At 58.9% G+C, this 13,908-nt stretch carries 15 protein-coding genes and 1 pseudogene; 4 read left to right on the top strand and 12 right to left on the bottom strand.

Going from position 1 to position 13,908, the window contains the following annotated elements; all coding sequences use genetic code 11:
- Window positions 1-25: 25 nt before the first annotated feature.
- From BJF87_RS11540 to BJF87_RS11520, 5 genes are read right to left on the bottom strand one after another with little or no spacing between them, the layout of a single operon-like run.
- Window positions 26-388 carry a hypothetical protein gene (locus tag BJF87_RS11540; protein WP_075863173.1) on the bottom strand — a complete coding sequence of 121 codons (363 nt, stop codon included), beginning with the start codon at window positions 386-388 and terminating at the stop codon, window positions 26-28.
- Between the two features lie 12 nt (window positions 389-400).
- Entirely contained in the window at window positions 401-679 is a 279-nt protein-coding gene (locus BJF87_RS11535) for a hypothetical protein (RefSeq protein ID WP_075863172.1), read from the bottom strand.
- Between the two features lie 12 nt (window positions 680-691).
- A complete protein-coding gene (locus BJF87_RS11530; RefSeq protein WP_075863171.1) occupies window positions 692-1,618 on the bottom strand; it encodes a major capsid protein in 927 nt (308 codons plus the stop codon).
- A 19-nt stretch (window positions 1,619-1,637) separates the two neighbouring features.
- Window positions 1,638-2,012: a DUF2190 family protein gene (locus BJF87_RS11525; RefSeq protein ID WP_075863170.1), complete on the bottom strand. Its 375-nt coding sequence runs from the start codon at window positions 2,010-2,012 to the stop codon at window positions 1,638-1,640.
- Entirely contained in the window at window positions 2,013-3,227 is a 1,215-nt protein-coding gene (locus BJF87_RS11520) for a phage protease (RefSeq protein ID WP_075863169.1), read from the bottom strand.
- A gap of 154 nt (window positions 3,228-3,381) precedes the next feature.
- Here BJF87_RS11520 and BJF87_RS11515 point away from each other — a divergent pair, with 154 nt between their 5' ends.
- Window positions 3,382-4,557, top strand: a complete 1,176-nt coding sequence (locus BJF87_RS11515) for a hypothetical protein (protein WP_075863168.1) — start codon at window positions 3,382-3,384, stop codon at window positions 4,555-4,557.
- Here BJF87_RS11515 and BJF87_RS11510 read toward each other — a convergent pair.
- The 4 genes from BJF87_RS11510 to BJF87_RS11495 are packed head-to-tail and all read right to left on the bottom strand — an operon-like array spanning window position 4,554 to window position 8,501.
- Window positions 4,554-5,372, bottom strand: a complete 819-nt coding sequence (locus tag BJF87_RS11510) for a phage minor head protein (protein ID WP_075863167.1) — start codon at window positions 5,370-5,372, stop codon at window positions 4,554-4,556. The genes BJF87_RS11515 and BJF87_RS11510 overlap by 4 nt on opposite strands.
- Entirely contained in the window at window positions 5,347-6,729 is a 1,383-nt protein-coding gene (locus BJF87_RS11505; protein WP_075863166.1) for a DUF935 family protein, read from the bottom strand. Before BJF87_RS11505 ends, BJF87_RS11510 begins: the two co-directional genes overlap by 26 nt.
- Before the next feature lie 19 nt (window positions 6,730-6,748).
- On the bottom strand, window positions 6,749-7,978 hold the full coding sequence (locus BJF87_RS11500) for a PBSX family phage terminase large subunit (RefSeq protein WP_075863165.1): 1,230 nt from the start codon (window positions 7,976-7,978) through the stop codon (window positions 6,749-6,751).
- Complete coding sequence (locus BJF87_RS11495; RefSeq protein WP_075863164.1) at window positions 7,932-8,501, bottom strand: terminase small subunit; 570 nt, start codon at window positions 8,499-8,501, stop codon at window positions 7,932-7,934. Before BJF87_RS11495 ends, BJF87_RS11500 begins: the two co-directional genes overlap by 47 nt.
- A 319-nt stretch (window positions 8,502-8,820) precedes the next feature.
- On the opposite strand from BJF87_RS11495, the gene BJF87_RS11490 reads away from it, so the two are divergent.
- Window positions 8,821-9,024, top strand: coding sequence for a hypothetical protein (locus BJF87_RS11490; RefSeq protein WP_075863163.1), 204 nt, complete (start codon window positions 8,821-8,823; stop codon window positions 9,022-9,024).
- Window positions 9,025-9,092: 68 nt separating this feature from the next.
- Here the strand turns inward: BJF87_RS11490 and BJF87_RS11485 are convergent, their stop codons facing one another.
- The gene (locus BJF87_RS11485) at window positions 9,093-9,416 is read right to left on the bottom strand and encodes a hypothetical protein (RefSeq protein WP_139319466.1); all 324 of its coding nucleotides are present in this window, start codon (window positions 9,414-9,416) and stop codon (window positions 9,093-9,095) included.
- Window positions 9,413-12,187: an Eco57I restriction-modification methylase domain-containing protein gene (locus tag BJF87_RS11480; RefSeq protein WP_139319465.1), complete on the bottom strand. Its 2,775-nt coding sequence runs from the start codon at window positions 12,185-12,187 to the stop codon at window positions 9,413-9,415. The genes BJF87_RS11485 and BJF87_RS11480 overlap by 4 nt, the downstream gene beginning before the upstream one ends.
- Before the next feature lie 165 nt (window positions 12,188-12,352).
- On the opposite strand from BJF87_RS11480, the pseudogene BJF87_RS27210 reads away from it, so the two are divergent.
- Both BJF87_RS27210 and BJF87_RS11470 read left to right on the top strand, forming a co-directional pair.
- Window positions 12,353-12,470: pseudogene (locus tag BJF87_RS27210) on the top strand (DnaA ATPase domain-containing protein); the annotation flags it as partial.
- A gap of 598 nt (window positions 12,471-13,068) precedes the next feature.
- The gene (locus BJF87_RS11470; RefSeq protein ID WP_139319464.1) at window positions 13,069-13,305 is read left to right on the top strand and encodes a hypothetical protein; all 237 of its coding nucleotides are present in this window, start codon (window positions 13,069-13,071) and stop codon (window positions 13,303-13,305) included.
- 1 nt (window position 13,306) lies between these two features.
- On the opposite strand, the gene BJF87_RS11465 is transcribed toward BJF87_RS11470, so the two are convergent.
- Window positions 13,307-13,546: a hypothetical protein gene (locus BJF87_RS11465; protein WP_075863158.1), complete on the bottom strand. Its 240-nt coding sequence runs from the start codon at window positions 13,544-13,546 to the stop codon at window positions 13,307-13,309.
- Between the last annotated feature and the right edge of the window lie 362 nt (window positions 13,547-13,908).

Genomic DNA, 13,908 nt, shown 5'->3' with positions numbered 1-13,908 from the left:
GGGTCCTTCGTTCCAGCATCGCTGTCTACTTGCTCTGCGCAGCCTTTTTGATCTTCTCCGCCTCAGCTTTCGCGTCGGCAACGACTTTCACTGCGTCCTGCTTGGCAGCCTCAGCCACCTTGTCGGCATCAGTCTTGGCGTCGTTGCGGATCTTCTCCGCCTCATCCTTCGCATCAGCGAGCGCCTTCTCAGCCTGAGCTACGAGCGCTTTCGCCTTGTCCTCGGCTGCCGAGTCGGTGGACTGATCCTCTTTCGGAGCGTTCGGGTCGCGGAGCGCGCCAGCTTCGATCAGCTGGTTCACGGTCTCCTTATCGCCCTCGAAGGTGTCACCCTTCTTGTAGGCGACGCCGTCGTGGTTGATGTTGTTGATTACCTTCGCTTGTGCCATCGGGTGACCTCCTTACGGTTCGATCAGAGTTACTTTGTACGAGTTTGTCGCAGTAGCAGCGGCCGCCAGTGTGATCGTGAGCGTGGTGCCGCTGATCGCGACGTTGTCCACGAACTGGTCCTGGTTGCCGGCCGGGTAGACACCGAGGACTACCGAGCCCGCGACCACCGTCGCGGTGCCGCTCGTTGCCGAGCTAGCGACCGTGACGGTCTTGGTCACAACGCTGGTGGTCGCGTCGATCTTGGCGCCGACGAGCTTCGCGCCGCGGAATGCTGGTTCGTTACGTGCCATGAGCCAGGCCTCCTACGCCACCGCGTTGCGGATTAGATAGAAGCACTCGGTGTTCATGATGATGTGGTCGTACTGGTCGCGGACCACGATCTCTGTGCCTGGAGGGTTGTTGAATGCCTCTTTGGTCACCTCACGAGCGTTCTCGAGGCGGAATTTGTAGCCACCGTTGACTTCCTTGCGGCCTGGGCGTGGAGTGATGTAGCCGAGCCACGCGTTCTTACCCCACACGCTGGTGAACACGTCGTTGACGCCTTCCTTGCCGGTGTTGGCTTGCGCACGTCCTACGACGATGCGGGTGATGCCAAACGGACGGAAGAGTGCGAGCATCGCTTCCTCGGTGATCACACCTGTCTGGCTCCACTTGATGCGGTCGAGCAGCTCTGGGTGAAGGATCAGGTTGTCGTAGACCTCCGAGCCCATGAACAGCGTGTTGTACTTCTTGAAGCTCGCTGTCTGCGCCGCAGTCTTCAGATCCTGGAACGGATTCGAGTTCGAGTCGTTCCACTGGCTGGTACCGCTGAGGGTTGTGTTCTGAGTGATGACGCTGGTGTCAGCAAGCTGCGTAGCCAGGGCGTTCTCGTCGATGAGAGCCATCTTGGTGTGCAGGTTCTCGACTGCGTCAGCTTCCGGTTCGAACGGATCGTCCGTGAGCTGGTAGTCGGCGCGAGTCACGAAGTCGCTCAGTGCGTGTTCGTTGAGCGGACCGAAGACATCGACACCGCGGTTGAGCGACACGCGCTTCGCTTTCGCTTCACCGGCACGGACAGAGCTAGTCGGGATGATCAGCGAGTCCTTGAGGTACTTACCGACTTCGAAGGTTGGTTTCTTAACGATCACCTCGGGAAAGATGATGTCAGAGATGAAGTCGCTGTCTGCGTTCTGCCAAGCCGTGCTGACGTTGGTCAGCCGTTGATCTTGGAATACTGGTCGGTTTGCCATATTCAGTTGTCTCTACTTTCTAATACTTTTCGTTTGATTTGATATATTCACCGATCTCGTTCGCAGCGAACGCACGGACGGCTCGACCGATGACGCGGTTGCCGGTGGTCGTCGTAGCGACCGCTTTGCCGTTCGCATCGCTGGTGATGAACGCGTCCTTCGCGATGGTCGCGTTGGCTGCTTTTACGCGGAACGTGCCCTGGCCGTTGATGGTCACGACTTCGGCGACTTCGCCCTGCTTCGGCTCGTTGTCGAGGACGCCGATGATCGCATCGGTTGCGGCAGCGGCAAGTACGACCTGACCATCGGTGTTCAGTTTGACTAGGTGGTAGCGCTTGGTGCTGAGATCAGCGCCAGCTACTTCGGTGTATCGATCGCCTGGTTGGTATGACATCTATGCCTCCTCCTCTTCTTTAACTCGTTCAGCAAGGGCGGTGTCGCTGGCGAGAATTTCTTTACGTGCGGCTGCGTAGGACAGCTGTTTGCCGGCCTCGCGTGACGCCTGCAGCTTCGCGGTGACCTGGTTGTGCAGCTCCTGGCTGGCTTCGATCTTCGCGTCAGTGCCTGCGTCGCCAAGTTCTTTGCCGATGTTCTCGTTGGCTGGCAGTGCAGCGAGCTGTGTCTCGAGTGCCGTGCGTGCATCACCGCGAGAAGCGAGCAGCGTCTTGGACCATGAGTCCTTCGCGTCCCGTTTGATCTGGCCGGCTTTCACGCGGGCTTCGAGGAACGCGTCAACTTCCTTGGTCTCGATCTTCGTGCGCAGTGCTTCGTTCTCGTCGCGTGATGCTTTGAGCTGCTTCTCTAGCTCGGTCACACGACCGGCGATCGCGCTAGCTTCGATCTTCGATGGATCGTCACCTGACGGTGCAGGTGCTTGCGTCTCTGGAGCCTGAGTCTCAGGCGCAGCGGTCTCGGCCGGTTTGTCTTCGAGGCCGAACTTCGCGCGCTCGTCGTCGGTTAGCTCAGACTTGTTGTCCGAGAGAAACTGTTTCTGTTCGTCGTTGAGGTCTTTCACCTCCTTGGTGCGTAGATCTTCTACGTTCATGCGTTCTCCTTGGTTATGTTTGTCGCTCTCGTCCGAGCCCTGGCTCGCCTTCACTGCCTTGCTAGGCGGGACGCGCGATGCCGTGATCGGCTTAAGCTTCTTGAAGAGGGGGATATTGGTAAGTGCTGCCCCGGTCAGCACGTTGTCCACGAAGGTGAACTCCTGCTCGGGGTCCTCCCACGGGTAGCCCCGGGGGTTGAACTCGGGACTGATGTAGGACCACTCCCGGTCCTTGATCGCCTGGACGGCGGCGGGCGTCCACTGGACGTCGCCCATGAGCGCGGCTGTCCCGTTGACCGCATCGACGTAGAGGCGAGTGATCCAGCCGGAGGCCTTGCCGCCCATGTTGTGGCCTTCGTTGACCGGGGCGCGAGGTTGGTCCTCCGCGACCAGGCCGACGCCCTCGCTGAAGTGGGAGACCATCTCTTCGAGGTCTTCGCCTGTCAACTCGAAGTCACCGTGCCACGGCGTGTTCCACGTACCCGCTTTGAGCAAGTTGATTGTGGTCGGAGCGTTGCCGTTCTGATCAGCCTTGATTGGTGCTTTGGTGACGAAGCTTCTCATCTGCTTCTGAACATGCGGAAGCAGTCATGGTTTGTCAAGAGTCCACTCGGACGAAACCCGTCGTGCCGAGCGAGATTCCCACCCGACAACCGAGGATTGTGCTGCGCGACAGGTCGATTGGCGTGTTAGCATCCGCTGACGCCTAGGAGGCAAAATGGCTGGCACACCGCCCTTCGACCCCGCGCTGCGGGAAGAGTTCTCGAACTCCAACGACCCAGTGAAGCGCATACAGGCACTCGAACAGGACCTCGTGAAGCAACCAGTCGTCACCGACTACATAGACGGCAGAGACAACTCTAAGTATCCGAAACTTTTGAAGACCTGGGCGCCGACCTGGCTGTTCGGTCGAAGAGAGTTCTTTATTGCCACGGGAAGTGGCAGCAACGTTCAGGGGTACGCGGCCCATCGCTTGCCGTACTTCGTCCGCGAAGCACGGGTAGTCATAACGATGGCGTTGATTGGTTTCGGGATAATTACAGCTGTAGACATCGTACTTCGCGCGTTACGACAGTCCATGGTCAAGTACAGCGAAGAGGAAATGTCTGCCGTCATCAGCATCCTTGGCTCTTGGAATACTGATCGCCGAAGCAGTTTCAGTTGGCTGGTCCCAGATATCGTGTTCAGGGTCGAGCCATTCCCGATAGTTTCCTTCCTGTCTTATTCGCCCGCCATTCTGCTCGGCGTAGCGATGTTCGCTGTGTTTCTTCCGCTGAGGAAGCTCCCTCTTGTCGGCTCCATCACTGCAATATTTACTGTCGCCGTCTGCTTCCTAAACGGCCTCGGAGTTATCTACGCGGTCAAGTACTGGACGCTGGCAACGGGATTCGTTTGCTTGGCCGCGGGATGCCTCGCGATCTGGAGGTCCCGCGAGTACCTCGCGGTACTTCGCAGAGCGAACGAGTACTTCGACCGGGTGTACTGGCCCGTAATGGCGCCTATCGCACCCAAGTCTGCACAAGCGATGTCGCGGAGAATTTCGGACGCAAGGCGAAATCAAGCGTACGACGAGTTCCGAAAGAATAAGGATAGATTCGATCGGAGAAATAATTCGGAGCGAGACGCCTCTGCGTTCTGGTCTGCCGAGCGCGACGCGAACTACCTCGGGCGCTCAACCATTCCCGATGTCAGCGGCGGGTTCGCGCCGATGGGCGGCCGTAAACTCGGCGAGATCATCAGAGACGGAAAGCACAGCACCAACCCACAAGAACTAGCACAGGCCGCAGGTATCACAGTCTCTGACGCTGAGATCGTCCTTCGCGGCGGACTCGGAGCAAACCTGCGAGGTCACCTATCACCAGACGTCGCTCGCCTATACGAGATGTTCAACTAGTACTCGTAGTACACCGAGCATCGACATCTCGGGTGCGCAGAAGGAACCGACCGGACACTTCCGTTGCCCAGCACGAAGTCCTCGTCGAGCGCAACCTTCTTGCCGTCCAACGGTGCGCAGATCTTGCACGCGCCAGCCAACGCCTCCCACACCTTCGACTTTGCCCCGGTTTCCTGGGCGTAGCCGAGCTGTCCTTGGCTCCACGCGTTCACGCTCTCGGTCTGCGCGATCATCTCCGCCCGCACCGGGTTGTTGATCGTCCGCTGGATGCGCTCGATGGCCTGCGACGTCGTCTCGCCGCGCGAGAGCGACTGTTTGATGCTGAGACGGAGCTTGTCTCGCGTCGTCTCGGTCACGCCGCTCACGAGGCCGGCAACGTGCTTCTCAGCTGCGCGGGTAACGAAGTCCTGAATGCTGTCGACGTAGATCGGGAGTCCGTAGCGCTCGATCGCTGCATCCACCCCGATCGCCATGATGATGTTGATGGCCTCGACGATGTACTTCGTCAGGTCGACGGCTTCGCCCTTCCACACCTCGGCACTGCCGCTGGCGACTGCGTCGGCGTGGATCGACGCCTGAACGCTCGGCAGCTTCGCCAGCTCGCTGGCGTACTCAGTCCAGTCGATATACCGATCCGCTCGGAGCGAGAGGTTGTACAGGTACTCCCCCGCCTGGCTCTGCAGCTCGGCCTCGGTCTTCACCAACGCGCGGAACTGTTTCGGGGTCGCCTTGTAGCTCGGGTGCCACTCCTCGGAGGCGCGGATCGTGGCGGTCAGCTCGGCGTGGGCACTACGCAGCGAGAGCCGATCGGCCATAGATCAGCTGCTCCAGTTCAGCCTTGTTCTTGCGGGCGTCGGCTAGGACGCGAGCGGCTTTCACCTCGTCTTGGTCCTTAATCTCCTCGTCGGCCTCGCGGTCCTTGTCCTTCGTCTTCTTCGACTTCGTTGTGGTTTCGTCATCGTCTGCGTCTTCGTCGACACGGTCGGGCAGGTCGAGCATCGTGCGGATGTGGTCCTCGTCAGCGTCGCTCGGCGTGATGGCCTTGGCGTCGGTGAGGGTCTTGTAGACCTCGGCAAACTCCTTGACGTTGCTCTTGGCAATCTCGCCGCACGTCCACTCTGGGTAGTCGGCGTTGGTGAAGTTGAGGTCCACGATCAGCTTGACGAGCTTCTCGTTGATGCGAGCGGCGATCTGCGAGCCCAGCGCCTGGTTGGTCTGCTGCAGGAGTTCCTTCTGGGTATCGCTGGCCGAGTACGAGCCGGACGACTCGGATGCGCCGATGTCTAGGTACTGCACCTGCATTGACTTGAGGATGCTGCGGTCGTGACGTGCGATGGCTTTGGTCGGGTCGGCCACAGTGTTGGCCTTCATGTCCATGAACTCGATCTCCCAACCCTCAGGCTCCTCGATGTAGGCCTGTTCGTTGGCTCGGATGTTGCGGGCGGCGTTGCGAGCGGTCTGTTTCATTGTGTCGGAAGCGCTTCTCGGGTGCTTGATCTTCACGACGCCGAGCCCCTGGCGCTCCTGCTGCAAAGCTTCGATGCGTTCGAGGTTCTTCTTGTAATACCAAGAGCCATAGGCAGGTCGCAGGATCGAGAGACCCTGCCAGTTGTCGCCCTCCTGCTGGAAGGTGAACGAGGCCATCTTCTCGTCGGGGATCGAGACGATCTTCCCGGCCGCGGTCAGCTGCTGGATGCCGGGCTTCTTGTCCGCGGTCTCCCACGACTGGATAGTGGTCTGCTTGCGGTAGGCGGCCTTGACCGGGACCAGGTACTCCTTGCCGTTGAACTCCACCCAGTCCACAACGATCTCGAAGACCGAGAAGCCAAAATCGAGCATGGTGAGGATCTCGGGGAGCAGGCGTTGCTTCCAGTGCAGCACCTTGACCATGGTGTAGTCGGTGAGCGCCTTGGTCTCGAGGTCTACCCTCTCCTCGCCGGCCGCTTGGGCGTACCAATCGGCAGCGATCAGTGGGGCCTTCGCAGCAATTAGGCCGGCCTTGACCGTGGCGTCGCCGCGGCGCATCTCCTCGATGGTGCGCATGAGCGCGGGGCCACGGAGGGTGGAGATGTACTCGTCGCTGTCCGAGATGATCCCCGAGAAGATGGCTACGCCAGAGTCGCCGAACTCCGTACTGTATTGCGTTGTCTTTCTGCGATTCTGGCTTGCCATACGTACTTCTAGTCATAACTCAGATGCGTGAGTTGGACAAGCCTCCGAAGACCGGGTCGGCGCCACCGCCGAAGGCAGACGACACATCATCTTCGTCCGCAGCACCGCCATCGGGGAACGCCTGGAGCGGGTTGCCGATCAGGTCGACAAGCGCGTAGCGGGCACCGTCGAGAAGGTGGTTCCAGAGGTCGATCGGTTCGTTCAACGCCTTGCCGGTCCGGTCTGTCTTCCAGACGTAGTTCCGTTGCTCCTTGATGAGGTTGAGGCTCCGCTTGGTCATGTAGACCTTGACGAACTGCACTGTGTCGATGCCGTTGCGGATTGAGTCCGCGCCCTTCTCCGCACCGATGATCGGCACGCCGTGGTCGGAGATGTCGTCGATGGACTTCGGCTCGGCGCTGTCCGCGACCACGAGGGCGTCCGGGTCGGGCAGTCCCTGGATGAACGTGGCGATCTGCGGGTTCTTCATGCCCGTCCGGTAGAGCTGCTCGTCCAGAATGTACGCGCCGTTCCACTCGTAGACGTCGACCAACCCGGTCGGGTGGTTGGTGTAGCCGAAGTCGAGCCCGCGGCGGCGTAGACGCGCCTCTGCGGGGACACCATCGATCTGTAGCCAGTCCGGGTAGATCTGCCCTTCCAGCACGCCCACCTCGCCAAGCCCGTAGACACGCCAGTAGTTCTTGTTGTGCTTGCGGCTCTCGATGGACCGGACGATGGCCGGTTCCAGCGCCTCGTTGTCCCGGTAGGTCAGCTTCAGGAACTCATGCGGCACATATGGCATGACCTCTTCGTGCACCCAGAACGAAGCAACCGGGTTGAAGTCGAGGATGACCACCTTGCGGGTACGCGTCTCGAGCTGGGTGTACACCTCGTAGGTCACGTTGTTGCACTCGTTGAGGAAGAGGATGTCGCGGCGTGGCCCGTGCGCCTTACCGCTGTCGACGGAGAAGAACTCGATGACCGACCCGTTGGAGAAAGTGTAGATGAACTCGCCCTTGCTCCACGAGTCTTCGTTCCAGTAGTGCTGCGCCTTCATGATCGACTTGAAGTCACGGATGGCACCGAGCTTCAGGTGCGGAAGCGATTCGGAGACAACACTGATGAGCAGGTCGTCGTTCGCTTGGGCGGTATGGATCAGGTAGGCAAGGATCGAGAACGTCTTGCTCGCGGAGGTACCGCCCTGGATGATGCGAAGGCGACGCCTAAGCTGGCTGATCTTCGTGAGAGCTGTCGTCTGTTTGAGCAGCATCGTCATCCACCTCTAGCTTCGCGGGGGCCAGGCCAGCGAGGAGAGGCATCGGCTGATCCTTCGTGGTGTGGTCGACCTCTTGGCGATCGCGCCAGCCAGCGTTGTTCTTCAGCCAGAAGATCGCACCGGTAGCCGGCGCACCGGAGAGGAGGAACTCTTCGGCATTCTGTTGGACTCGGAGTTTCGCGTCTTTTATAACGTCAGAAAACCTGTCCCCCGCGGCGTCGATGTCGCCCGCTTTGTCGTCGTACTTACCGCTCTCATAATCGAGCAGAGTCTCACGAGATGTTTTCAACGCCCTAGCAAGACCCGTGATCGTATACGGGACAGCTTGTGTCAGCACCTCGCGCTCGACCCACAGGGCGTTGCCCTCCCTGCCGTGGCCGTCAACGACTCGACGCATCTCTGTGTGCGGATCGCACCGATCGAAGTACTCGCTGATCTTGAGCTTCAGTTCAGCGACCGTCTCGAACTTGAGTGGCCGTCCGCCGAGGTTGGGTGTGGGGTCTTGTGCGTCTGGCATAGATGCCACTATTTACCCACGTCAATCGCATTTTGTAAATAACCAAGTAGCCTCACCGTGAGGCTACATCTAGTGGTTACCGCACTGTTCAAGTGGAACATCTAGTGTTCATTCCGGCGTGTCGCGCCTAGATTGTCAGTGCTCACGCTTACTCTGGAGATGCAGAAGTGCCCGAAACCTCGGGCATAAGACGCTACGAGGCTTCGGGCTGGTGTTCCGTGGAAGGAACCTAACCCTAAGCTCCGGCACGTCTACCAACAAATCGACGCGCCATGTCGCCGGATCTGCACGGCGATCGCGCGAGAAGTCGGAGACCAACATGGCTCCCAAGAAGAGCGAACCGCTCAAACCAGGTCAGAAGTCGCCCGTCTCAGGACAGGGTGAAGTTGTCGGACCTCGCGGCGGTCGTACCGGTCACGAGGTCACGCTGATCCAGGGGCATCGCGTGCCGCCTACCCAGAAGCCAGGACAGAAGGTTGTGGTCGTTGACCCGACCAAGAACGGCGCCGGTAAGCCGAAGTAGCCCCAACCCTCCGGTGGGCCAACGCGAAGCGCCGCGCTTGGCCCACCGGAGGCTCTGGCCTGAACTAGTCAGCCACTGATCACCGCGATATCGTCGCTGTTCAGGCCGTACAAGTCATAGACGATGGTGTCTATCCGCCCGTCCGCGCGGTTGAACGTCTCTACCAAGGGTTGAACGTCCGCGCGGTACTGGTTGAAGACGACCATCACATCGTTCTTCTTTGCGAGCGTGAGCTTTCTCTTGATCAGACGGGTGATGAACTCATCGAAGTCGACGGCCCACCACTCGCCGAGGTTCTGTGGCCAGCTGGGCAGTTTCAGATCAGACATGATCAGCGTCTTGAAGTTGTCAGACCAGTTCTGGATCTCACGCCATGTCTCAGTCATGGTCACAGCGAGGTCGTGCAGTTCAGACGTGCCTCCGGAAGGACGATCGGGAGATTACGAACGTCACCTACAAGAATCTTGGGGAACAGTCCCTTCTTCGCTTTCGGTGAAGTCTTCGTGTGGTACCAACCCATCAGGCGTGAGTTGACAACCGCCAGTACGGCATAGAGGTCGAGATCAGGGTTGATCGGGATCGCGTTGATGACCGAGGGGTTTGTGTACAACTCCTCGTCCGTGAAAGCGGCATACAGGTGAGTCGATGTGATCTCGCGGACCAGGATGCGTGGGACCGTAAAGAACTTCGGGTCGACGTAGGACGCAACGTGCTTCCCGTACTTCACGTACTGAGCGGTGGGCATTTTCCGGATCGAGTAGCGGTAGAGCTCCCTGCCGGCCAGGTCACGCTTGTACGTGTCGTCGAGCTTCGTTGGCGAGTGCCACTCTCGGTTATCGACGATCGATTCGCCCGCGACCTTGCCGTACGTCTTCACCAAGTCAGAGCGGCGGTACGGGATGTACCCCTGGGATACATCCATCATCTCGACCAGGGGTGTCGATACACTGCGGATCTTCTGAATGACCACAGTTTCTTCGGGCGTACGCGTGAACAGCGCAAGAACGTTGTCGAGCGAGTCTTTGAGCTGTTGCTTCGTCACCGTTTGGAACGGGCTGATGGTCTTGTCAACCGGGTCGATCACGTTCATCTCGGTCTCATAGTCACTGGCACGGTTGGCCAACGCCAGCACGATCGTCCGAACCGAGGCGTCAGCGAAGGTTGGGTCGTTGGACAGGTCGAGCATCCCCGTGATGGACGCGGTTTCGAAGAGTCTGGTCCGATACGGCAGTCCATAGACGTTGACTAGAAAGGTGTTTGGGAAGACGTAAGACAGATAGCCACCCTCGCGCAGGATGCGCCGATATAGCGAAATGAAGTAGACATAGATCTCAAAGTCCGGAGCAAGCGCATCGTACTTGAGCAGGTACTTCTTTTCTGCCGCACTGAAGTTCACGCCATACGGCGGGTTACCGACTATCACGTCGAAACCACCGGCGGCGAAGATTGCCGGGAACTCGGCCTTCCAGTCGAACGCCTTGCCACCGGCCAGACCAGGGTCATCGAAGATACTGTTGCCCACACGAATGTTGTCATCGAGACTCGTCAAATGCTTGTGCCGCTCAGCTGTCTTCAACCAGAGGCTTAGCTTCGTGATCTCGACAGACTCGTTGTTGAGGTCAACACCAAAGATGTTGTCGGTCAAGATCAGTCGGACGTAGTCATCCGTCGACAACAGGCTGTCTTCACCAAGGATGTCCGCCACACGTTGATTCTCCGCGAGTAGGTAGTCGAAGACGTTCACCAGGAACGCACCCGACCCACATGCTGGGTCAATGACCTTGATGGTCTGGAGCACGTACTGATACTGGAGATAAGCTTTGCGCTCTCGCTTCTGGTAGTTCGCCTCACCTACGCGCTCGTTGAGACGATGCTCTTTGATAAGTTCAGCTTCCTTCTCGCGCAGGTACGCTCCGACGCTGTGATCCACGATGTACCGGACTACGTAGTCGGGTGTGTAGAAGATCGCGTCTTGCTTGCGCTTGCCACGCTTCGGCGCCGGCAGGGGCGGCTCGAGTGGGTGGTTCTGCTCCCACACCAGGCGCCTGATCTCTTCCAAGTCCGTGATGGACTGCTCGAAGATGTGACCAAGCACGTTAACTCGCAGGTCTTCTTTGAAGTCGTACCCCCCAAACCCAAGCAGGCGGCGCAGGGGTGCATCAGAGATGACCAGGCTGTCGACGAGTGAGTCTTCAGCGAACAGACCGCCGTTGTAGCCGTTCGGGATACCGAGCTTGCCGCTTCCCTTGTCGACCATGGTGAAGAAGAGTTTCATCTCTTCCCACAGCGATTCAGAGTAGGCCGAATTCTCCGCGCTCTTGATGACCCGCCCCAAGGTGTCGTCTGGGAGCAACCCGCAGTCCTCGGCGAAGCAAGCGAACATAACACGGTCAATGATTGTCTGAACCTTCTGGATCGCGACCTCAAACTGAAATCGCGTTTTCTCATTATTGGTCCATACGTCCTGTAACAGTGCGAGCCGCACCTGCTTGTACTCCGCGTAGAACTCCTCGCTGATGTCCTTCTGCTTCTGACGGATATCGCTCAGAAGCTTCTCGGTCGCGGACTTCCCCTCGCGAGCCGTCATGTTGTCGGCGTGCAGCAGGACGTACCACTTCTTGAACGCGAGGTAGTCGTTGGCCGGATCGACTAGGTCATGCAGGGTCCATCGCTCGTAGTCGAGCAGGTTGTCGTTGTAGAGGCGGAACTCGTAGAAGTTGCTGACCACTACGAACGGACACGACGAGTACTGCGGCTTGTACTTGAAAGCCTGCTGCACCGGACTCATGTTGCCTTCGCGCTGCTGAGGTCGGTCGAGAGGAACACTCGCGCCCTTGAGTTCGACGACAGCCGAGACGCTATTTACCAGCGAATCGGTCAGATCCGTGTAGCGCAATACGGCATCCGGGTACTGCTTCTTCTCCGTCGTGTCCTTCGGCTCGAAGGTGTACGGGTTGTGCGGCTTCGCCTTGTACCCGAGGATCGTCTTGAAGAAGTCCTGGTTGTAGTCCTGCTCGCGGGACGTCTCTTTGTCCTTCTTGAGCGACCCGGTCTCGTAGTCATCGAGCCACGTTTGAACGAGGGCGACATGTTCGAGTATGTCTTCGGTCTTGATCTGCTGCGCACGCTCAGCCAGTGCGCTCCGTCCAAACAGGCTTGCCACCCAGATCACACTAGTACCCAGCGCTGGTGGCCTCTGGGACTCACCCGAACGGGCTACACGGCAAGCGTCGACCGGATGCCTGGCCCTGTGGATGGCGGGCCGCCCGAGGAGGCCTCTAGGCGGTTTGATCGGGCCATGAGAGACGCGTTCGCAGCCTTTTACGTCCACAGATCCAACCGCTTCGCCCACGCAGCGGCGCAAGCAGTAGCCGAGGCGCCAGCACGCGCCTACAACCCGCTCTGGATCTTCGGAGCTTCCGGCACCGGCAAGTCACTCCTCCTGAGCAGCATCGCCGCGGAGATCGCCCGGAAGCGGTGGCTCCGAGTCCAGCACCAGAGCCTGCTGGATCAGGTGCCGGCCGGCCTTATGACCGACGCCGACGTCCTGCTGCTCGACGACGCGGAGATGCTTCGACACGACTGCGAAGCCTTCACCGCCGTTGATGAGCTGGTGCTGCAGATGGTCTCCAGCGGCAAGCAGGTGGTCGCGGCGAGCCAGGTGGACTACCAGGACATGCACACCGAGTGCTGCGAGCATCGCCTGAGCGAACTGCCCTGGTCACTATTCGTTGAAGTATCAACTGGCTGCACTTTGTATTGACTATTGTATCAATATGTGGTATACTGAACCAGTAAATGATTAAAGTTACACGCGAAACCAAGATAGATCTGAAACAAACCCTCATCGTCAACGCGAAGCAGATGATCCACGATCACGGCCCACGGGTAGTGCAGGCGGTCGACGAGTTCTTCGTGAACCACTAGTTCGCCGCGCCCCCCTCCCCCGTGTTCACGATTACTGTCCGCACGGCTCCGTGGCTGTCTTCGCGAGCTAGATGCCACTGGTTGCCAACCTAATTGCGGCACAGGAGAATTGGTGTCGTGGATGAAACGCAAGAGGGCCGGATAGCGCACGTGAAGTACGTGGCCGGTGGGTGCAAGGTCGAGATTGATGATGCCGTGGCTCAGCTGGTCGCGGGGCGGGCGAGTGATCGCTTCACGCGAGACCTGTACATGCGAATGTCGATCAGCCTCTGCCGCAAGCAGCAGCGCGAGATCAACTTCGCCAACGTCAAAGAGATGATCGACATGATCCAGTTCGGCGAGGAATGGCTCTGAACTACGGCGTCACCACCAGCTCCAGGTACGTCTTGAGCTTGCACGGGACGCAGGCACTCACGATGAAGTGAGCCTCACCCCTGAAGTTCGGGTTGTCCGGGCGGATGGTCTGCGTGAACCGTTGGCGATGGTGGGTGCATTGGGGCGTCTCGACCTTGGCCTCTTGCTCCTGGGCTTTGCGCTCACCCTTGGCGAAGATGATGGACTGTAGCTTGAGGCGGTGGGCGTCGTAGTCGATCACGCCGCTTTGTCCTTATTCTCCTTATTAGGGAGTTGCTCTCTCGTGTTATCTCGCAGCTCTTGCTTTACATCTCCGCCTGACTTGTTAAGTGAAGCGGGGTATACTTGCTTTGTGTCACTCATTTCTATGCTCCTTTCACTGCTGGCGTACCAGCTGGTGCAGTTGACGGATGCGGCTTAGCGCCTCCTACTTGTGTCGGCACTGTTGCTCTCCTTGCTTTGTGTTGGGTGTAGATGCCATGGGTGCATCACACGGCTCACCGCAAACACTACAAGTGTGGTAGTTGTTGCCGTTACTCACCATCAATGGCGAGGGTGGTACTGCCCACGCACCAGCACATAGAGGTTTGTTGGGTTTAGTAG

Source organism: Gordonia sp. CNJ-863, assembly GCF_001942325.1.
Lineage (GTDB): Bacteria > Actinomycetota > Actinomycetes > Mycobacteriales > Mycobacteriaceae > Gordonia > Gordonia alkanivorans.
Note: the sequence above shows the minus strand (reverse complement) of the source record. Positions and strands in the feature narration are given on the sequence as shown.